This window comes from Kumtagia ephedrae (assembly GCF_003012745.1).
Lineage (GTDB): Bacteria > Pseudomonadota > Alphaproteobacteria > Rhizobiales > Rhizobiaceae > Kumtagia > Kumtagia ephedrae.
This window is the reverse complement of sequence record NZ_PXYK01000012.1, coordinates 1-18,369: the sequence shown is the minus strand read 5'-3', so window position 1 is coordinate 18,369 and position 18,369 is coordinate 1. Positions and strand designations below refer to the sequence as shown.

Annotated in this window: 18 protein-coding genes; 8 read left to right on the top strand and 10 right to left on the bottom strand. The window is 66.2% G+C overall.

Annotation, left to right across the window (positions count from 1 at the left end; translation table 11 throughout):
* Positions 1-15: 15 nt before the first annotated feature.
* On the bottom strand, positions 16-2,019 hold the full coding sequence (locus tag C7I84_RS13555; protein ID WP_106772737.1) for a PhoX family protein: 2,004 nt from the start codon (positions 2,017-2,019) through the stop codon (positions 16-18).
* Positions 2,020-2,183: 164 nt separating this feature from the next.
* Between C7I84_RS13555 and C7I84_RS13550 the strand changes: the two genes are divergently transcribed.
* Both C7I84_RS13550 and C7I84_RS13545 read left to right on the top strand, forming a co-directional pair.
* The gene (locus C7I84_RS13550; protein ID WP_106772736.1) at positions 2,184-2,888 is read left to right on the top strand and encodes a phosphatase PAP2 family protein; all 705 of its coding nucleotides are present in this window, start codon (positions 2,184-2,186) and stop codon (positions 2,886-2,888) included.
* A gap of 93 nt (positions 2,889-2,981) precedes the next feature.
* Complete coding sequence (locus C7I84_RS13545; protein WP_106772735.1) at positions 2,982-5,162, top strand: putative bifunctional diguanylate cyclase/phosphodiesterase; 2,181 nt, start codon at positions 2,982-2,984, stop codon at positions 5,160-5,162.
* A gap of 6 nt (positions 5,163-5,168) precedes the next feature.
* Here C7I84_RS13545 and C7I84_RS13540 read toward each other — a convergent pair whose 3' ends face one another.
* The gene (locus C7I84_RS13540; RefSeq protein ID WP_106772734.1) at positions 5,169-5,981 is read right to left on the bottom strand and encodes a C40 family peptidase; all 813 of its coding nucleotides are present in this window, start codon (positions 5,979-5,981) and stop codon (positions 5,169-5,171) included.
* 113 nt (positions 5,982-6,094) lie between these two features.
* On the opposite strand from C7I84_RS13540, the gene C7I84_RS13535 reads away from it, so the two are divergent.
* From C7I84_RS13535 to C7I84_RS13520, 4 genes are all read left to right on the top strand, one after another.
* Positions 6,095-6,775 (top strand): CerR family C-terminal domain-containing protein, encoded by a 681-nt coding sequence (locus C7I84_RS13535; protein ID WP_106772733.1) that lies wholly within the window; start codon positions 6,095-6,097, stop codon positions 6,773-6,775.
* The gene (locus C7I84_RS13530; protein WP_106772732.1) at positions 6,772-7,722 is read left to right on the top strand and encodes an HlyD family secretion protein; all 951 of its coding nucleotides are present in this window, start codon (positions 6,772-6,774) and stop codon (positions 7,720-7,722) included. Before C7I84_RS13535 ends, C7I84_RS13530 begins: the two co-directional genes overlap by 4 nt.
* Before the next feature lie 112 nt (positions 7,723-7,834).
* Entirely contained in the window at positions 7,835-8,761 is a 927-nt protein-coding gene (locus C7I84_RS13525) for an ABC transporter ATP-binding protein (RefSeq protein ID WP_207771000.1), read from the top strand.
* Positions 8,758-9,894 (top strand): ABC transporter permease, encoded by a 1,137-nt coding sequence (locus tag C7I84_RS13520; protein WP_106772731.1) that lies wholly within the window; start codon positions 8,758-8,760, stop codon positions 9,892-9,894. The genes C7I84_RS13525 and C7I84_RS13520 overlap by 4 nt, the downstream gene beginning before the upstream one ends.
* Before the next feature lie 10 nt (positions 9,895-9,904).
* Here the strand turns inward: C7I84_RS13520 and C7I84_RS13515 are convergent, their stop codons facing one another.
* The 3 genes from C7I84_RS13515 to dapD all read right to left on the bottom strand — a co-directional run bounded on the left by C7I84_RS13515 (position 9,905) and on the right by dapD (position 11,962).
* On the bottom strand, positions 9,905-10,615 hold the full coding sequence (locus C7I84_RS13515) for a hypothetical protein (protein ID WP_106772875.1): 711 nt from the start codon (positions 10,613-10,615) through the stop codon (positions 9,905-9,907).
* Positions 10,616-10,638: 23 nt separating this feature from the next.
* Positions 10,639-11,001, bottom strand: coding sequence for a DUF805 domain-containing protein (locus tag C7I84_RS13510; RefSeq protein ID WP_165816069.1), 363 nt, complete (start codon positions 10,999-11,001; stop codon positions 10,639-10,641).
* Between the two features lie 106 nt (positions 11,002-11,107).
* A complete protein-coding gene (gene dapD, locus C7I84_RS13505) occupies positions 11,108-11,962 on the bottom strand; it encodes a 2,3,4,5-tetrahydropyridine-2,6-dicarboxylate N-succinyltransferase (RefSeq protein ID WP_106772729.1) in 855 nt (284 codons plus the stop codon).
* 145 nt (positions 11,963-12,107) lie between these two features.
* Here dapD and C7I84_RS13500 point away from each other — a divergent pair, with 145 nt between their 5' ends.
* Positions 12,108-12,950 carry an LOG family protein gene (locus C7I84_RS13500; protein ID WP_106772728.1) on the top strand — a complete coding sequence of 281 codons (843 nt, stop codon included), beginning with the start codon at positions 12,108-12,110 and terminating at the stop codon, positions 12,948-12,950.
* Here the strand turns inward: C7I84_RS13500 and C7I84_RS13495 are convergent.
* Together C7I84_RS13495 and C7I84_RS13490 are read right to left on the bottom strand one after the other, a co-directional pair.
* Positions 12,925-13,845, bottom strand: coding sequence for a DUF817 domain-containing protein (locus C7I84_RS13495; RefSeq protein ID WP_106772727.1), 921 nt, complete (start codon positions 13,843-13,845; stop codon positions 12,925-12,927). The two genes, C7I84_RS13500 and C7I84_RS13495, sit on opposite strands and share 26 nt — an antisense overlap.
* Complete coding sequence (locus C7I84_RS13490; protein ID WP_106772726.1) at positions 13,842-14,549, bottom strand: pyrimidine 5'-nucleotidase; 708 nt, start codon at positions 14,547-14,549, stop codon at positions 13,842-13,844. Before C7I84_RS13490 ends, C7I84_RS13495 begins: the two co-directional genes overlap by 4 nt.
* Before the next feature lie 219 nt (positions 14,550-14,768).
* On the opposite strand from C7I84_RS13490, the gene C7I84_RS13485 reads away from it, so the two are divergent.
* A complete protein-coding gene (locus C7I84_RS13485) occupies positions 14,769-15,746 on the top strand; it encodes a M23 family metallopeptidase (protein WP_165816068.1) in 978 nt (325 codons plus the stop codon).
* Between the two features lie 79 nt (positions 15,747-15,825).
* On the opposite strand, the gene C7I84_RS13480 is transcribed toward C7I84_RS13485, so the two are convergent.
* From C7I84_RS13480 to C7I84_RS13470, 3 genes are all read right to left on the bottom strand, one after another.
* Positions 15,826-16,152, bottom strand: coding sequence for a HigA family addiction module antitoxin (locus C7I84_RS13480; RefSeq protein WP_106772724.1), 327 nt, complete (start codon positions 16,150-16,152; stop codon positions 15,826-15,828).
* Complete coding sequence (locus C7I84_RS13475; protein WP_106772723.1) at positions 16,152-16,430, bottom strand: type II toxin-antitoxin system RelE/ParE family toxin; 279 nt, start codon at positions 16,428-16,430, stop codon at positions 16,152-16,154. The genes C7I84_RS13480 and C7I84_RS13475 overlap by 1 nt, the downstream gene beginning before the upstream one ends.
* 136 nt (positions 16,431-16,566) lie before the next feature.
* Positions 16,567-18,156 carry a peptide chain release factor 3 gene (locus C7I84_RS13470; protein ID WP_106772722.1) on the bottom strand — a complete coding sequence of 530 codons (1,590 nt, stop codon included), beginning with the start codon at positions 18,154-18,156 and terminating at the stop codon, positions 16,567-16,569.
* Between the last annotated feature and the right edge of the window lie 213 nt (positions 18,157-18,369).

Genomic DNA, 18,369 nt, shown 5'->3' with positions numbered 1-18,369 from the left:
ATGCGTCAGGCAGGTTCAGACGCCGATCTTGCCGCCGCCCTGCCTGGTGATGGCGACGACCGCCGGACGCACCGGCATGTCCGGCTTGAAGTCGGGCCAGCGGGTCGACAGGTCCTCATAATAGGAGGGGCGGCCGAAGCCTTCCCAGTCGTCGCCGCCGTCGCCCGGGTGCTGCACGGCGACGAACGCGGTCTGGTCGTCCGGCGTGAACAGCGGGCCGCACATCTCGGCGCCCACCGGCACGCGGTAGAACAGCTTCGAGGTGGCGCGCGCCTCGCCTTCGGTGTCGACGGCCCACAGGCCGTCGGTGCGGCCGGTGGCCTTCGGGCTGTTGCCGTCGGTCGACACCCACAGGCGCCCGGCCGCGTCGACGGCGCAATTGTCGGGCATGCCGAACCAGCCGTTTGCCGTCGTCGCGGTCGAGAAGGAGGCGCCGACCTCGGCGACCGAGGGGTCGCCGCATTTCAGCAGGATTTCCCAGCGGCCCTTGGTCGCGGCGAAGTCATTGCCGTCCTCGATCAGCTCGACGATATGGCCGAAGGCGTTCTTGGCGCGCGGATTGACGCCGTCGACGCCTTCTTCCTCGCGCTTGGTGTTGTTGGTCAGCATGACGTAGACCTTGCCGTTGGTCCCGTTCGGTTGGATATCCTCCGGCCGGTCCATCGGCGTGGCCTCGAGCAGGTCGCCGGCGCGGCGCGTCTCGATCAGCACGTCGGCCTGGCTGGCGAAGCCGTTCTCCGCGGTCAGCGGACCCTGGCCGTGCACCAGCGGCAGCCATTCGAAGCTGCCGTCCTCGGCGAATTTCGCGACATAGAGCGTGCCCTGGTCGAGCAGGTCGAGATTGGCGGCACGGTCATCCGGATTGTAGGTGCCCGCGGTGACGAACTTGTAGACGTAGTCGAAGCGCTCGTCGTCGCCGAGATAGAAGACGACGCGGCCATCCTTTGCCACGATCGACTCGGCGCCTTCGTGCTTGAAGCGGCCGAGCGCCGTGCGCTTCTTCGGCACCGAGTTCGGATCGTTCACGTCGACCTCGACGATCCAGCCGAAGCGGTTGGGCTCGTTGGGCTCCTTGGAGATGTCGAAGCGGCTGTCGAAGGCAGCCCATTCATAGGCGCCTTCCGGCACGCCCATGCGCTTGTGGTTGTCGGCCTCGCGGTGACCCTCCGGCAGTTCGCCGGAGAAGTAGCCGTGGATATTCTCCTCGGCCATGATGTAGGTGCCCCACGGGGTCACGCCGCCGGCGCAGTTGTTGACGGTGCCGAACACCTTGATGCCGCTCTGGTCGGCGCTGGTCTTCAGGCGGTCATGGCCGGCGGCCGGGCCGGTGAGCTGCATCTCGGTGGTCGCGGTGATGCGGCGGTTGAGCTTGCCGTCGCGCACGACCTGCCACTTTCCGCCCTCCTTGCGAATCTCGACGACAGTACCGCCATGCGCGGCCATCTCGATGTCGATCTGCTCCTTGCTGAGCGGCGCGACCTCGATCGTCTTCTTGCCGTCCTTCTCCACGATCTGGACGACGCCGGGGAACATCAGGTGCGGATTGGTGTATTCGTGGTTGACTACCAGCAGCCCGTGCTCCGCCGAGCCGTCGATCGGGATGTAGCCGACATAGTCGTTGTTGTAGCCGAACTGCCTGGCCTGGGCGGCCGCCGTCTGGGCTGCGGGGTCGAACTCCGGCGAATCGGCGAAGAGCGCGTCGCCCCAGCGCAGCAGCACGTCGGCATCGTAGCCGGCCGCCACGTGATGGGTTTCGTCGACGCCCGCCTCGACCTCGTCGAAGTTGAACGCGGAGGCGCCGGCGGCGCGTGCGTTGTCGGCGGTGATCAGCGCGATCGGGCTGACCGTCGCGGCGATCGCCGTGACGGCGAGCGAGCCGCGCAGGAAGCCGCGGCGCGAGAAGCGCGCGGCGATGATGTCGCCCATCGTACGGTTGTCGGTCGGGTTGCGCCCCGGCCCGTCGTTCTCTTCGAGCCGGCTGGTGACGAATCCGGATTGTGGGGGAAGATGACTGTTCATCCTGGCGACCTCTGGCTGTAGGGATGGCTTGGGATCTCTCGTCGGGACAGCTAGGCATCTTGGCTGACAGTTTGATGACACGATGCGCCAAAGCGCTTGCAGCGGCGAGGCCGGCATCCTAGGTGAGCGAGGGCCGTCTTCAGCTCGGCAGCACAGGTCGAAGGATGTCGTTCGTAGAGGCGATCGCCAAGAGGATCGAGTTTCCGCTGTTGCTTGCGGCGATCGTCATCGCCGGCGGCCTGTTCGGCTTCATCGAGATGATGGACGTGGCACGCGACAACGAGCCGCATGCCCTCGACAGCACGATCCTGCTCGCCTTCCGTCAGGCCGGGAATCCCTCGATCCCGATCGGCCCGTCCTGGTTCGCGGAGGCCGTCCGGGACCTGACGGCGCTCGGCAGCGCCAGCGTGCTGATCTTCATCACCGCCGCCACGATCATCTATCTGCTGATCACCGCTCGCCGCGGGCCGGCGCTGTTCGTCTTCCTGGCGGTCGCCGGCGGACAGGTGCTCAGCAGCCTGCTGAAGCTCGGCGTCGACCGACCGCGCCCGGATCTCGTGACGCATCTCGCCGAGGTCCATACGCTGAGCTTCCCCAGCGGCCATGCCATGCTGTCGGCCGTGACCTACCTGACCCTCGGCGCGCTCGCCGCGCGCGTGGCGCCGCGCCGCGCGGTGAAGGTCTACCTGCTCGGGATCGCCCTGCTGGCCACGTTCCTGGTTGGCGCCAGCCGCGTCTATCTCGGCGTCCATTGGCCTTCGGACGTGCTCGCCGGCTGGTGCGCCGGTGCCTCCTGGGCGATGTTGTGCTGGCTGGTTGCGCAATGGTTTCTGCGCCGCCGCCGCGCCGATGACGCCGGCCAGACCTGACGGCATGCGGCGGGCTGCGGCAGCAGCCAGGCTCGGTAAGGCAATGTTAACCCTGCCGGGCGGAAAATCGCTGACAGTCAAGCTGGCCAGGCGATGCGGCAACAGGAAAAGAGCGAACCGCTGACGTCCCGGATCACCGTTCCGGTGATCATCGGCGCGGCTCTGTCATTGGCGTTGGTCGTCGCCTTTGGAGTCTACGCAGTGCTGCGCGTGGATGGACTGGCGATCGAGCGTCAGCGCAACTTCGCTCGCAGCGGCATCGCCGAGCAGGTCGATGGACTGGCGCGCGAGCAGCGCAGCGTCACGCTGTGGAACGATTCCGTGCTGAAAGCCAAGGCCGGCGACCAGCAGTGGATGCGCGAGAATCTCGGCGAATGGCTGCATTCCTATTATGGCCAGGACCGGGTCTACGTCCTCGACGAACGGAACCGGCCGGTCCATGCGATGCGGGACGGAATGACGGTCGACCCTGCCAGCTTTGGCGGCGAGGCCGGGGCGATCATGCCGCTGGTGGCGCGGCTGAGAACGCAGATGCGGGGACGCCCGGCGGAGCCGGGCGTCACCGACCTCGTGCGGCTCGGTTCCGTGCCGGCGATCGTCAGCGTGCAACCGATCATGCCGGATACGGAACTGGTGCGCCAGGAGGCTGGCACCGAATATGTGCACGTCGCCTCGCAGATCGTTGATGCCGAGTTGGTCGGCCGGGTCGCAGCGCACTATCTGATCGAAGGGGCAAGGCTGACCTCGATCGATCCGCAAACCACCGCAAGCGTCCCGCTCGTCAATTCCGGCAATGCGACCCTCGGTTTTCTGACATGGAAGCCCGACCGGCCCGGGCTGGCGGTGGTGACGCAGACCGCACCGGCGCTGCTTGCCGGCGTGGTCTTCGCCGGCGCCCTCCTCAGCTTCATTCTGCGCCGGCTTCGCCGCGCCTCCCGCGAGTTGCAGTCGAGCGAGGAAGACGCGCGCTACCTGGCATTCCACGACACGCTGACCGAGTTGCCGAACCGGGCGCTATTCGAGGACCGGCTCGGCCAGGCTTTGGCGACGGTGAAGCGCGGCCGCGGCCGGATGGCATTGCTCTGTGTCGATCTCGATCGTTTCAAGCATGTCAACGATACGCTCGGCCATGATGCGGGCGACCAGTTGGTGAAGCAGGTGGCGCAGCGCTTAGGCGAAGGCGTGCGTGAGATCGACACGGTGGCGCGCGTCGGCGGCGACGAGTTCGCCATCGTGCTGGTCGACATCCGCGACCAGCGGACTGCCGAGAAGGTCAGCGAGCGGATCCTTGCTGACCTCGGCGAGCCGTTCGACGTCAAGGGCGACCAGATCTTCATCAGTGCCAGCATCGGCATCGCCCTGTCGCCCGAAGACGGCATCGACGTGAGGGAACTGTTCCGCAAGGCCGACATCGCGCTTTATGCCGCCAAGCGCAGCGGCCGCTCCTGCTTCCGGATATTCGCCGACGGCATGGACGACATGCTGAAACACAAGCATCGCATAGAACGCGACTTGCGCCAGGCGCTCGAGGGCGACAGGCCGGTCGAACTCGCCTATCAGCCCGTCTTCGCCATCGACGGGTTGACGCTGCTCGGCGCCGAGGCGACGCTGGACTGGGACCATTTCGCCCATGGAGGCCTCCCTGTCTCGCAGCTGATCGCCATCGCCGAGGAACGCGGCGTGATCGGCCTGCTCACGGGACGGATGCTGGCAGCCGCCTGCGCCTTCGCCCGGGACAGCGAGGTCCCGTGGCTGTCGATCGCCCTGTCCCCGGTCTTCCTGCGCCAGGAGGGCGCGGCACAACTGGTCCAGTCGGTCCTGGCCGAGGCGGGCGTTACCCCCGACCGCCTGCAGGTCGAAATCGGCGAGGGCCTCCTGCTCGACGGCAACCCCGCCGCTTTGGCGGCAGTTCGAGCGTTGCGAGAGGCTGGGGTCCGCATCGCGCTCGACGATTTCGGCACCGGACCTTCGTCGCTCACCCTGCTGCGGCTGCATCGCGTCGACAAGCTGAAGATCGATCGTTCCTTCGTGCGGCTGCTCGGCGGGACCGATCCTGGCGAGGCCATCGTCAGGGCCATCGCGCAGTTGGCCACAGCGCTCGGCATACGCGTGGCGGCCGAAGGCGTGGAAACCCCGGAGCAGCGGACTACCCTTGCCGCCCTGGGATGCCAGGAGATCCAGGGATCGCTGCTGTCACCGCCCATGCCGGCGGCCCAGTTCGCCCGTATGGTGCGCCACCGTCCGGCACTGCAGACCGTGCGCAGCGCCGGCTGAGCTTCGTCACCGCTCGATGGCCGGCTCTCCGGTCGTGCCGGCCAGGCGGTCGGACCAGGTGATCGTCTTGTAGTCGAAGCCGTACTCCAACGTCGGCTTGACGATCTGGAAGTAGGGCGAAAGGTCAAAATCGCGTGGCGTGTAGAGGGAGTGGTGCCTGATGTGCAGAATCTCCTGGCGCGAGAAGGTCGACTGTGCCGAAGCGCGGCCCGGTGCCCGTGTGATCTCGGGCAGGATCGGGTAGCGGATCTGCTCGTAGGCTTCGGCGATCATGGTCGAGCAGATGGCGCGGGTCGGGTCGCCGGACCCGAAGGCGAGCATCCGCCGCCGCCAGCGCACCGGCACCGGCGGTGCCGGCATGAAGTAGCGCAGCATGTCGAGGATGTTCTTGGTGTCGTATTTCAACCCGATCCGCTCGATCATGAAGTTCACCACCACCGCGCGGTCGTCGGGCGTCAGGCCGCGCGGCCTGCAGATGCGTGTATTGTAGGTCCGGTATTTGCTGAGCGGCACGGCGACGCAGCCCTCGCCGAGATTGACCTCGATCAGCCGCGGCCGTTCCGACCCGTCCTCCGGCTGCGGCAGCGCGTCGCCGACATAGAGCGCTGAATGCGACCAGGTCGATTGAGTCAGGTATTTGATGACCGCGGAGATGCGCTGGTTGCCTTCGATCAGCAGGACGTCGCCGGGTTCCAGCGAACGACGCAACGTCTCGGCGTCGGAAGGCGTGTAGGGTTCATAGCCGGATGAGGTTTCCTGCAGACGTCCGGCAAGCCATTTGCCGAACCGGTCCAGCAACGTGTCTTTCGCCTGGCTCATTCCGACCTCTCCGTTCCTGACTATGGACCGGGCAGCCTGAAAGGTGAAGGCGCCGGACAACGCCAGCAGGCTCGTGGGTTGACTTTAATCAATCGATTGATTAAAGAATGTGAATGATCAATACACCCACGCCCCAGCTCTCGCCCGCCGAGCAAACCCGCAGAGCCCTCGTGCTCGCAGCGCTCAGGCTGTTCGGTCGGAAAGGCTTCGACGGGACCTCGACGCGCGAGATCGCCGCGGTGGCAAACGCCAATATCGGCTCGATCGCCTATCACTTCGGCGGCAAGGACGGCCTGCGCATGGCGGCCGCGGACCACATCGTCGAGACCATCCAGGCGATTGCCGGGCCGGTGCTCGGCCGGGTGGATCAGTCGATCGAGGCGGGACTTGACCGCGAGGCGGCGCATCGGCAGTTGGCTGCGGCGGTGGAGCGTATGGTCGGCTTCGTCGTGGCGCGGCCGGAGGCCGGCGAGATCGTGCAGTTCCTGCTGCGTGAGCTGCAGCATCCGACCGAGGCGCTCGACCGCATCTATGCCGGCGTGTTCGAGCCGACGCACAAGCGGCTCTGCCGTATCTGGGAGGAGGCGACCGGTGAGCCGGCCGAGAGCGAGCGGACAAAGATCACTGTCTTCACCCTGATCGGGCAGGTCATCTACTTCCGCATCGGCCGCGAGGCGGTGATGCGTCGCATGGGCTGGAGCGAGATCGGCGAGCGCGAGGCGGGTGCGGTCGTCGACGTCGTCAGGGCCAATCTCGACGCGATCCTGGCTGCCCGGAAAGGCGGGCCGTCATGAGCCTGCTCTGCGCCATTCCGCTGCTGTCCTCGCTGCTTGCCTCCTGCGGTGCGCCGCCGCCGCTGGCCGTCGGCTATGTCGAGGGCGAATTCGTCCTCCTGGCGCCGATCGAGGTCGCCGAGGTCGAGGAGGTCCTGGTCCGCCGCGGCGACCGGGTGAGCCCCGGCAATCCCGTCGCCACGCTGGAGAAGGGCGACGCCAAGATCGCCGTCGCGCAGGCGGATGCCGCGCTCGACCAGGCTCGCGCCCAGCTCGCCAACCTTCGGCTGGGCAGGCGCCAGGAAGAGATCGACGTGCTGCAGGCGGCCATCGTTTCGGCCGAAGCGCAGGCGACCGAGGCCAAGCGCGTGCTCGCGCGGCTCGCCGACCTTCTGGAGCGCGGCATCGCCACCAAGGCCGATTACGACCGGGCCGCGACCAATGTCGAGACCGCCGACGCCGAGGTCGGACAGGCGAAGGCGAACCTGTCCGTCGCCCGGCTGCCGGCCCGCCCTGAGGAGATCGAGGCGGCCGAGCACCAGGTCAAGCAGGCGGAAGCGGCGCTCGACCAGGCCAACTGGCGGCTCGGCAAGCGCGACATCCGCGCGCCGTCGCCCGGCCGCGTCGACGACATCATCCGCACGCCGGGCGACGTCGCCGGCCCATCCGCACCCGTCATCTCCATGCTGCCGGACGGCGCGGTGAAGCTGAAGGTCTACATTCCCGAGGCGTCCTTCTCCTCGGTGGCGATCGGCTCGCGGCTGTCCGTGCGCTGCGACGGCTGCCCGGACGATCTTACGGCGCGCGTCAGCTACGTCTCGCCCGACCCGGAATTCACCCCGCCGGTCATCTACTCGCTCGAGACGCGCCAGAAGCTCGTCTACCTCGTCGAGGCGCGCCCCGAGGACGGGGCGACGATGCTGCAACCGGGGCAGATCGTCGATGTGGATCTAGCGAATAGCGAATAGCGAATAGCGAATAGCGAATAGCGAGGGTTACGCGCCTGGAGATCAAGTCAATGAAATTGTTCCCTATTCGCTACTCCCTATTCGCTGTTCGCTCCTCTCCGAGGCGAAAACAGTGAACACGTCCCCCGCCATCTCCGTCCGCAACCTGGTCAAGCGTTTTGGCACCAAGACCGTCGTCGACCATGTCTCGATGGATGTCGCGACCGGCGAGATCGTCGGCTTCCTCGGCCCCAATGGCTCGGGCAAGACAACCACCATCCGCATCATCTGCGGCCTGCTCACGCCCGACGAGGGCGAGGGTTCCGTGCTCGGCCACGATCTGAGGACCGAGGCGCTGCGGATCAAGCGCGAGGTCGGCTACATGACCCAGCGATTCTCCTTCTACGAAGACCTGACGATCGCCGAAAACCTCGAATTCGTGGCGCGGCTCTACCGGCTGAAGCCGGTCGAGGAGCATGTGGGCCGCACGCTGGAGGAGCTCGGACTGACCTCGCGGCGCGACCAGCTCGCCGGCACGCTGTCGGGCGGCTGGAAGCAGCGGCTGGCGCTTGCCGCCTGCATCATGCACAAGCCCAAGCTGCTCCTGCTCGACGAGCCGACCGCCGGCGTCGACCCGAAGGCGCGGCGCGAGTTCTGGGACGAGATCCACCGGCTCGCCCGCGACGGCCTCACCGTGCTGGTCTCCACCCACTACATGGACGAGGCCGAGCGCTGCCATCGCATCAGCTACATCTCCTACGGCAGGATGCTGGCCAGCGGCGCGGTCGACGAGGTCGTCGCCAATGCCGGCCTCACGACGTTCGTCGTCGAGGGCGAGCATCTGAACGAGGTCGCGGCCGAGTTGGAGGGGCGGCCGGGCGTCGAGCAGATCGCGCCCTTCGGTGCCACGCTGCATGTGGTCGGCTCCGACGCCAAGCTTTTGAAGAAGTCGCTTGCCGATATCGCCCGGCGCGACGGCGTGACGGTGCGCCCTGGCGAGACCAGCCTGGAGGACGTCTTCATCCAGTTCATGGCGGGATCGAAGGACAACATGCAATGAACGCGGTGTTCTCCTTCGGCCGGCTCGGCGCGCTTCTGATCAAGGAGTTCATCCAGATGCGACGCGACCGCATCACCTTCGCCATGATGCTCGGCGTTCCGCTGGTGCAATTGGTGCTGTTCGGCTACGCCATCAACAATGACCCGAAGGCGCTGCCGGCCGCCCTTGTCGTCACCAGCCAGGACCAGTACACCCGCGCCATGGTCTCGGCGCTGGAGACCACAGGCTACTACCGCTTCGTCCGCGTCGCCGCCAGCGAGGCCGAGGCCGAATCGCTGATGGCCAGGGGCGAGGTGTCCTTCGTCGTCACCATCCCGTCCGACTTCCGCCGGCGCGTCGATCGCGGCGACAACCCGCGGATCCTGATCGAGGCCGACGCCACCGATCCGTCGGCGGCCGGCAACGCCATCGCCACGCTCGGCACGGTCGCCAGCCAGGCGCTGCTGCGCGAGCAGGGCATGGAGGCCGTCGCCGCCGAGAACGCCGCTGGCCAGCTACAGGTGGTCGTCCACCGCCGCTACAATCCGGAAGGCATCTCCCAATACAACATCGTGCCCGGTCTGCTCGGGGTCATCCTGCAGATGACGCTGGTGATGATGACTTCGATCGCGCTTACCCGCGAGACCGAGCGCGGCACGATGGAGAACCTGCTCGCCATGCCGGCCTCGCCCACCGAGATCATGCTGGGCAAGGTGCTGCCTTATCTCGTCGTGGGCGGCGTGCAGGTCGCGGTCGTGCTTGCGGCGGCAAGGCTCCTGTTCTCGGTGCCGTTCGTCGGCTCGCTCTGGCTGCTGGTCGGAGCTATCTTCGTCTTCGTCATGGCGCTGGTGCTGCTCGGCTACACCATCTCGACGGTGGCGCGCACGCAGATGCAGGCGCTGCAGCTCACCTTCTTCTTCTTCCTGCCGTCGATCCTGCTCTCCGGCTTCATGTTCCCCTATCGCGGCATGCCCGGCTGGGCGCAGGCGCTCGGCGAGATCCTGCCGCTGACGCATTTCCTGCGCGTCACCCGCGCGGTGATGCTGAAAGGCGCCGACTTTGCCGAGATCGCAGCCGAGATCGCCGCGCTGTCGGTATTCGCCGTCGTCTTCGCCGGGCTGGCGCTGATGCGGTTCCGCCGCACGCTGGATTGAGCCGACGTTCTTATTTCGCCGCGTTGTGCTCCGCGTCGAGCATCATGATCTTCTGCCAGATTTTGCGCGACAAATTGGAGCCGAGATCTTCGATGTCGTTGACCGCGTCGATCACCACCTCGTCGTTGACCGACTGCGCGAACAGGGCCGCGAGCTTGCCGGTGATCGACAGCATCTCCGAGCAGTAGTCGAGATAACGCAGCAGGTCGCCACGCTTCATCGGCCGGTCGGGCGAGTGCGCGGCGGGCGTGAAATGCGGCGACAGCGCCGCCGGGTCCTTGGTGAGCTGGTGCATGTCGATGACATGGATCAGCGAACGCAGCTCGTGCAGTTGCCGGAACACCCGCTTGCGTTTGATCCGGTCCTCGGCATGCACCAGCGCCAGGATGCCGAGCACGGCGAGGATGACGGTGTTGAGCGACGCCTCGATGCCTTCCACCGATTCCATCACCGTGTCGCCGGCGAAGCGCTCGAGCGGCAGGATGGTGCCTACGAACAGGAAGACGCCAACACCCGCGGTGAAGACCGAGCCGACGAGGATTCGCAGCCACAGGATCGGCTTCTCCAGCTCGACCGCCGCGCGACTGACGTCGCCGGCCAGCGCGACCAGATCCCGCGCCACCCTGCGGAGGCCGGCATCGGGAAAACGGTCGGCGATGCGCTGCTCGAGCCGTTCTGTCGTCTGGATGATCAGGCGGGGATCGAGCGAACGGTAGGATATGGCCCGGTCCTCGCCCATGGCGATTATTTCGGCTCGTTGGCGGCCTGGCCGTAGCGGTTCGGCCCCTTGTCGCCCGGAATGAAGCAGAGCGGCAGGTACATCAGGACATCCAGGAAGATCGCCAGGAACGCCAGCGCCGCCGGCTTGCCGAAGTCATGAAGGCGTTTCGCCGCCAGCGGCACCAGCACGACGAAGGAGCCGAGAGCGGTCAGCATGAAGATGCTGCTCCAATAGGCAACCGTTGCCTCGTCCGTCGCTATGACGATCCTGTAGACCGGGAACATTCTTGCCAGATAGCACAGCATGCCGGCGAGCGCGTAGGGGTACCGACCAAGCCGACCCGAGAAGCTGAAGCACAGCCATATGAATTTCGCTGTTTCTGACAAGGGTACGGGAACTTTGCGGTTTGTCCCGGCGGCGTCCGCCGGGAACGGATTGGTCGAATGCGATGCGAGGCCTGCAGCCTCACGGTCGAGCGGGCAGGACCTCGCGTCAGTCCCTGAGCAGATCGTTGATCGAGGTCTTGGAGCGCGTCTGCGCGTCCACCCGCTTGACGATCACGGCGCAGTAGAGGCTCGGCCCCGGTTCGCCGTTGGGGAGCGGCTTTCCGGGCAGCGAGCCGGCGACCACCACCGAATTGGCCGGCACCTCGCCATAGCTGATCTCGCCGGTCGTGCGGTCGACGATCTTGGTCGACTTGCCGATGAACACGCCCATGCCGAGCACCGAGCCCTCGCGCACGATGCAGCCCTCGACCACTTCGGAACGGGCGCCGATGAAGCAGTTGTCCTCGATGATGGTCGGGCCGGCCTGCATCGGCTCCAGCACGCCGCCGATGCCGACGCCGCCGGAGAGATGCACGTTCTTGCCGATCTGCGCGCAGGAGCCGACCGAGGCCCAGGTGTCGACCATCGTGCCGGTATCGACATAGGCCCCGAGATTGACGAAAGAGGGCATCAGGATGGCGCCGGGCGCCACATAGGCCGAGCGCCGCACCACCGCCGACGGCACCGCGCGGAAGCCGGCCTTCTCGAAGTCGAGCGCGCTCCAGCCGGAGAATTTCGACGGCACCTTGTCCCACCAGGCCGAGCCGCCCGGACCGCCCTCGATGATCTCCATCGGGTTGAGCCGGAACGACAGCAGCACCGCCTTCTTCAGCCACTGATTGACCGTCCAGGCGCCGTCCGCCTGCCGCTCCGCCACCCGCACCTCGCCGCGGTCGAGCAGGTCGAGCGCCGTCTCGATCGCCTCACGAACCGCGCCGCGCGTAGCGGTGGAAATGCCCTCGCGGGCCTCGAAAGCGGCTTCGATCGTCGTTTCGAGGCTCGTCAGGTCTGGTCTTGGCATCGCATGCTCCGCTATACGCGCTCTTAAGGTTGAAGGCTTCTACTGTGTCGGAAGGGCGGGCGGACCCTATTTCACGACAGGAATCGGGTCAATCGCGCTTGCGCCATGCGATGGCGCGGGCCGGCAGGAAACGGACAGAAACGCAATGAATCCGAACGAAAAGACGGGATGGACACCTTTGTCGCATGCCGACGAAGACCTCGAGCGGGTGAGGAGCGTTCCCGATACGCCGCAGACGCGCGCGGCCACCTACAAGCTCGCCTGGACCGACGAGGACTTCATGACGCGGCGCGAACTGCGTCCCGTGCGGCTTCAACTCGAACTGCTCAAGCCCGAGATGACGCTGGCCGAGCGCGGCATCCGCTCGACCGTCATCCTGTTCGGCGGCGCCCGCCTGCCGGAACCGGGCGGCGAGGCCTGGGCCGCCAAGAACGAGACGCAGAAGAGGAATCTGCTGAAGAACAGCGTCTACTACGACGAGGCGCGCAAGTTCGCGCGGCTGTGCTCGCAGCATTCGGCGCTCTCCTACTATCGTGAGTTCGTGGTCGTCACCGGCGGCGGGCCGGGCGTCATGGAGGCGGGCAACCGCGGCGCCGACGACGTCGGCGCGCCGTCGATCGGGCTCAACATCGTGCTGCCGCACGAGCAGGCGCCGAATCCCTACGTCACCCCCGAGCTCTGCTTCAACTTCCACTATTTCGCCATCCGCAAGATGCATTTCGTCATGCGCGCCAAGGCGGTGGCGGTGTTTCCCGGCGGTTTCGGCACGCTCGACGAATTCTTCGAGACGCTGACGCTGATCCAGACCGGCCGCATGGAGCGGGTCCCGATCATCCTGTTCGGCAAGGAGTTCTGGAGCCGGGCGATGGACCTCGACTACCTCGCCGAGCAGGGCACGATCTCGCCGGGCGACCAGGACATCATCGATTTCGTCGACACCGCCGACGACGCCTGGGAGATCATCAGCCGGTTCTACGATCTTCAGTGACGGCGTCCGCGGGCAGGCCATCCGACGCCCGTTGATCCCGCTCGGCAGCCTCGACCGCCTTGGGCCGATGCACCAGTGTCACCAGCACGAAGGAAATGATCATCAGCAGATACCAGGCGCCGAGCTTGTGGATCGACACAGGCGCCCAGCCGTCGCGCTGCCCAGGGTAGAGCCATGCACGTGACCATGTGCCGATGTTCTCAGCCAACCAGATGAACAGCGCCACCAGCAGGAAGCCGACGAGCAGCGGCATGCGGTGGCGGAAGCGGAAGACACGATAATGGACGGTGGTGCGCAGGAAGAGCAGCACCGTTACGGCGAACAGCACGTAGCGCAGGTCGGCTACGAAATGATGCGCGAAGAAGTTCACGTAGATCGCCGCCGCCAGGCAGACCGTCGCCCATGGTGGCGGATAGGATGCGTAGCGCATGTCGAAGATGCGCGAGATGCGGGCGATGTAGGAACCGACGGCGGCATACATGAAGCCGGAAAACAGCGGCACGCCGCCGATGCGGAAGACGCTCTCCTCCGGATAGATCCACGACCCTGCCGACGTCTTGAAGATTTCCATTGCGGTGCCGACCACGTGAAAGATCAGAATGACCTTGGCCTCGGACGGCGTCTCCAGCCTGAACGCCAGCATGGCGACCTGAACGGTCAAGGCCGCGAGGAAGAGGAAATCGTAGCGCGCCAGCCCGATCGCGTCGGGCGGCAGATATTTCGTGGCTAGGATCAGCGCCAGCATCAGGCCGCCGAACAGGCAGGCCCATGCCTGTTTCAGCCCGAACACCACGAACTCGACCAGGGCGCCCGACAGTCCCTGTCCCGGCAGCCGATCGAGTACGGCATGCGCGGCGCCGTCGATCCGCGCCTCGACCGAGGTGAAGCGGTTCATGCGCGGCTGCCGGCCAGCCCGCCCAGAAAGCCCGCCAGGTCGTCGGTGACGAAATCGACAGCGTCGTCGAACGCCGGGTCGCGCTCCCAGATCTCGGAGAAGGTCGGCTCGAAATTGCGCGGCACGATCAGCACCGTCGTCATGCCGAGCGCCTTCGGGACGACCAGGTTGCGCGCCAGGTCCTCGAACATCACCGCGTCCGGCCCGGCGATCCGATGCAGTGCCAGGAAGCGGTCGTAGGTTTCCGGCGCCGGCTTCGGTGTCAAGCCGGCGGCGACGATGTCGAAGATGTCGTCGAAGTCGTCGAGGATGCCGAGTTGGCGGGCGGTGCGCTCGGCATGGCCGCGGTTGCCGTTGGTGAAGATGAATTTGCGGCCCGGCAAGGCCCGGATGGCGCTGCCGAGCGCCGGGTCCGGCGTGAGCCACGAATAATCGATGTCGTGGACCTTCTCCAGGAAGTCGTCGGAATCGATCTTGTGGCGCTGCATCAGGCCCGCCAGCGTCGTCCCGTATTTCAGATAGAGTTCCTTCTGCAGCGTGCGCGCCTCCTCGCGCGGCAGCGTGAGCAGCTCGGAGACGTAGGCGGTCATCTTCACGTCGATCTGCGAGAACAGGTTGGTGTGGTGCGGATAGAGCGTGTTGTCGAGGTCGAACACCCAGTCCTTGACATGGGCGAAGCGAGCGGCGTCGGGGCGGTCGATCATTGGCGTCCTTCGTCTGGCGCGGCCTTTCTTGCCGATTCTCCGCCGTCTGTCACAGCAAGACCCGCGAAAACCGACTGTCCGCGCCTGGCGTGGCAGAAATCCGGCGGAAGCGAAAGGGTTGCGTGCGCCGGCGATCCGTCATGTCGGCCGGTTCTGGCCAAGCGGCGGCGTCCGATGCATCATGCGGCTCCACATCCGTCGCTTGGAAGGGAGCGTTCGATGCGGTTTGCGTGCCTGGTCGCCATCTTGATCGCCGCCGTCCCGGCGTCCGCGCAGGAGCTCGGCCTGCCGGCCGACTGCACGCCCGGCAAGGACTGCTTCGTGCAGCAGTTCATGGACATGCAGGAGGGCGGCGGGATCGCCGACCCCTTTTGCGGCAACGCCGCCTATGACGGCCACGAGGGCACCGATCTGCGCGTTCTGTCGATGGCCGACGTCGAGCGGGGCGTGCCGGTCGTCGCCATGGCCGACGGAACCGTGCTGCGCGGCCGCGACGGCGAGCCCGATCACCTGGTGGTCACCGATCAGGATCGCGCCGCCGTGGCCGACAAGGAGTGCGGCAACGGCATGGTCGTCGATCATGGCGGCGGGCTGGAAGTCCAGTACTGCCACATGCGGCGGGGCAGCCTGGTGGTGGCGCCCGGCGACACGGTGAACCGCGGCCAGAAGCTCGGCGAGATCGGCGCGTCGGGCATGGCGGCCTTTCCGCATGTCCACGTCACCGTGCGCCGCGACGGCACGGTGGTCGAGCCGATGACGGGCCGCCGGCCGGGGCAGGGTTGCCTGAAGGAGCCCGGCCAGGCCGCGCCGCTGTTCGCGGCCGATGTCGCCGCGGCGCTTGGCGGCGGGCGGCCGCAGCTTCTGGCGATGGGCTTGGCGGGCGAGCCGCTCGATCACGCGGCTCTGCCGGTCTCCGGTCCGCCGCCGGCGGCGACGGCCGCTTCGCCCAACCTCGTCGGCTGGGGCTGGCTCATCAATCTGCGCGCCGGCGACCGCATTCGCCTGGTCGTGACCGGACCGGACGGAGCCACGTTCGCCGAGACCATGACCGAGCGCATGGACCGGCCGAAGGCGGCCTATTCGTCCTTTGCCGGCAAGCGCGGCGCACCCGCGCCCGGACGTTACGACCTCAAGGTCGAGGTGTGGGGCAACGCCGGCGCCATCCTGCGCAAGTCGGGTAGTTTCACCGTCGAGTGACGGAGCAGGACGGACGGGCTAAGCGCGCCTCGCGCACCTAGTAGCCACGGACAGCGTCGAAACGAGCGGCTGCTCGGGCCTATTCGGCGGCGACCGCCGGATGCAGCACCTTGAGCTTGCTGGTGTCGATTCTGCGTTCCGCATGCCAGAGGTCGTGGGCTTGCTGCATGCGCACCCAGATGCCCGGCCCGTTGCCGAGCACATGGCCCAGCCGCACGGCCATCTCCACGGTGATCGGATGCTTTTCGGTCAAGATGCCGTGCAGCATCTGCCGCGAAATTCCGAGCGCAGCGGCAAACTCGGATTTGGACGGCACGCCGCCTTCCAGGACGATATCGCGCAAGATGGCCCCCGGATGAACCGGGGGCCGGTTGGGATCCCGAAGGCTTCGCTTGCTGCTGCTCATCAGTGATAGTCTTCGTAGTCGACCGCCACAACGTCTTCGCCGTCGAACGCGAAGGTGATGCACCAGTTGCCATTTATATGAACTGACCAGCGCGGTGGATTCTCGCCCGTCAGCTTGTGAAAATCGAGCTTGGCGAGGTTCATATCTTCCGGTGCCCGGGCATGGTCTAACATATCGAGGATCAACTCGATCTTGGCCACGTGTTGTGGATTTAGCCCACGTGGATCACCCTTCACATGAAGCCTTTTCAAGCCGCGGCTGCGAAAGGACAATATCATCTACGACCGTCTTTCCACGCAACACCACGAGGTTGTTGAGCGTCATTGCTCGGGTCTCTATGGTGCATGATTGCGGGTTGGGCGAGCGCAGCCACAGACTATCAAAACAGCGCCGGACGTCAAGCAGTGTTTTACACTAAGCCGCTTCCCGCACCTGATAGTCCTTCACCGCCTCGAAGCGGATCGCCTTCCAGCGCTCGGCCTCGTAGTTGAGCGAGAAACCGTGCTGGGCCAAAAACACCGGGTCGCCGTCGAGGTCGCGGGCTATGTCGCCGCGATGCGCGTCGATGAAGCGCTGCAGCTCGGCGCGCTCGTCCGCCGAGATCCAGCGGCAGATGGAAAAGCGCGACATCTCGAAGTCGACGGGCAGCGTGTACTCGACGTTGAGCCGCTCCTTGAGCACGTCGAGCTGCAGCGCGCCGACCACGCCGACGATCGCCGGCGATCCGTCTTCGGGCGAGAACAGCTGGACCACGCCCTCCTCGGCCATCTGCTGCAGCGCTTCCTTCAGCTTCTTCGCCTTCATGGCGTCGCCTAGGCGCACGCGGCGAAGAATCTCCGGCGCGAAGTTGGGCACGCCGCGGAACAGGATGTCCTCGCCCTCGGTCAAGGTGTCGCCGATGCGCAGGGTCCCGTGATTGGGAATGCCGACCACGTCGCCGGCATAGGCCTCGTCGGCGGTGATGCGCGAGCGGGCGAAGAAGAACTGCGGCGCCGTCAGCGACATCTGCTTGCCGGTGCGCACCAGCTTGGCCTTCATGCCGCGCTCCAGCGCACCCGAGCAGACGCGCACGAAGGCGATGCGGTCGCGGTGGTTGGGGTCCATGTTGGCCTGGATCTTGAAGACGAAGGAGGTCATCTTGGCCTCCGTCGCCTCGACCGTGCGGATGTCGGCCTCCTGGTCGCGCGGGCTGGGGGCGAAGGCGCCGAGCCCCTCGATCAGGTCGCGCACGCCGAAATTGCGCAGCGCCGAGCCGAAATAGACCGGTGTCATGTGGCCCTCGCGGAAGGCCCCCAGCTCGAACGGCCGGCAGGCTTCGCGCGCCAGCTCCAGCTCCTCGATGAAGGTCTCGCGCTCGTTGTCCGGCAGCAGGCCGGCGACGCGGTTGGAATCGGGGCCGTTCACCTTCTGCCGCTCGACCTCGGCGTCGCTCCTGCGCACGGCGTTCTCGGCCAGATGGTAGGTGCCCGAAAAGGTCTTGCCCTGGCCGATCGGCCAGGTGATGGGCGCTGTGTCGAGCGCCAGCTTCTGCTCGATCTCGTCGAGGATCTCGAAGGTGTTGCGCGCGTCGCGGTCCATCTTGTTGACGAAGGTGACGATCGGGATGTCGCGCAGCCGGCAGACCTCGAACAGCTTCAGCGTGCGCGGCTCGATGCCCTTTGCGGCATCGATGACCATGACCGCGCTGTCAACGGCCGACAGCGTGCGATACGTGTCGTCGGCGAAATCCTCGTGGCCGGGCGTGTCCAGCAGGTTGAAGACGTGGTCGCCATATTCGAAGGTCATCACCGAGGTGACCACCGAGATGCCGCGCTCGCGCTCGATCTTCATCCAGTCGGAGCGCGTGTTCATGCGGTCCTTCTTGGCCTTGACCTCGCCGGCGAGCTGGATGGCGCCGCCGAACAGCAGCAGCTTCTCCGTCAGCGTGGTCTTGCCGGCGTCGGGGTGCGCGATGATCGCAAAGGTGCGGCGGCGTGCCACCGCCTGTCTGATGTCTTCGGCCATGTCTGGAATCCGTGGAGTGCGCGGGCTTCTAGCAGGCGCGTTCGCCGCTGTCGAGGAATGCCGGCCTACCCAGTGCGGCGGCCCGCCTAGAGCGGTTCACGGCCTGACTGAATCGGAACGGATTCCCGTTCGGTCGGAATTGTGATTCAAGATGCTGGCTGGATTGGAGGCCAGCATCTGATGACCCGACCTCTTTCCAATGATCTTCGAGAG

What these genes read in the sequence shown, in the direction of transcription:
- C7I84_RS13535 (WP_106772733.1), top strand. Translation starts at nt 6,095, where the DNA reads ATGATCAATACACCCACGCCCCAGCTCTCGCCCGCCGAGCAAACCCGC.
- C7I84_RS13470 (WP_106772722.1), bottom strand. Translation starts at nt 18,156, where the DNA reads ATGGCCGAAGACATCAGACAGGCGGTGGCACGCCGCCGCACCTTTGCG.
- C7I84_RS13490 (WP_106772726.1), bottom strand. Translation starts at nt 14,549, where the DNA reads ATGATCGACCGCCCCGACGCCGCTCGCTTCGCCCATGTCAAGGACTGG.
- C7I84_RS13555 (WP_106772737.1), bottom strand. Translation starts at nt 2,019, where the DNA reads ATGAACAGTCATCTTCCCCCACAATCCGGATTCGTCACCAGCCGGCTC.
- C7I84_RS13540 (WP_106772734.1), bottom strand. Translation starts at nt 5,981, where the DNA reads ATGAGCCAGGCGAAAGACACGTTGCTGGACCGGTTCGGCAAATGGCTT.
- C7I84_RS13520 (WP_106772731.1), top strand. Translation starts at nt 8,758, where the DNA reads ATGAACGCGGTGTTCTCCTTCGGCCGGCTCGGCGCGCTTCTGATCAAG.
- C7I84_RS13475 (WP_106772723.1), bottom strand. Translation starts at nt 16,430, where the DNA reads ATGATATTGTCCTTTCGCAGCCGCGGCTTGAAAAGGCTTCATGTGAAG.
- C7I84_RS13485 (WP_165816068.1), top strand. Translation starts at nt 14,769, where the DNA reads ATGCGGTTTGCGTGCCTGGTCGCCATCTTGATCGCCGCCGTCCCGGCG.
- dapD (WP_106772729.1), bottom strand. Translation starts at nt 11,962, where the DNA reads ATGCCAAGACCAGACCTGACGAGCCTCGAAACGACGATCGAAGCCGCT.
- C7I84_RS13495 (WP_106772727.1), bottom strand. Translation starts at nt 13,845, where the DNA reads ATGAACCGCTTCACCTCGGTCGAGGCGCGGATCGACGGCGCCGCGCAT.
- C7I84_RS13500 (WP_106772728.1), top strand. Translation starts at nt 12,108, where the DNA reads ATGAATCCGAACGAAAAGACGGGATGGACACCTTTGTCGCATGCCGAC.
- C7I84_RS13530 (WP_106772732.1), top strand. Translation starts at nt 6,772, where the DNA reads ATGAGCCTGCTCTGCGCCATTCCGCTGCTGTCCTCGCTGCTTGCCTCC.
- C7I84_RS13545 (WP_106772735.1), top strand. Translation starts at nt 2,982, where the DNA reads ATGCGGCAACAGGAAAAGAGCGAACCGCTGACGTCCCGGATCACCGTT.
- C7I84_RS13480 (WP_106772724.1), bottom strand. Translation starts at nt 16,152, where the DNA reads ATGAGCAGCAGCAAGCGAAGCCTTCGGGATCCCAACCGGCCCCCGGTT.
- C7I84_RS13550 (WP_106772736.1), top strand. Translation starts at nt 2,184, where the DNA reads ATGTCGTTCGTAGAGGCGATCGCCAAGAGGATCGAGTTTCCGCTGTTG.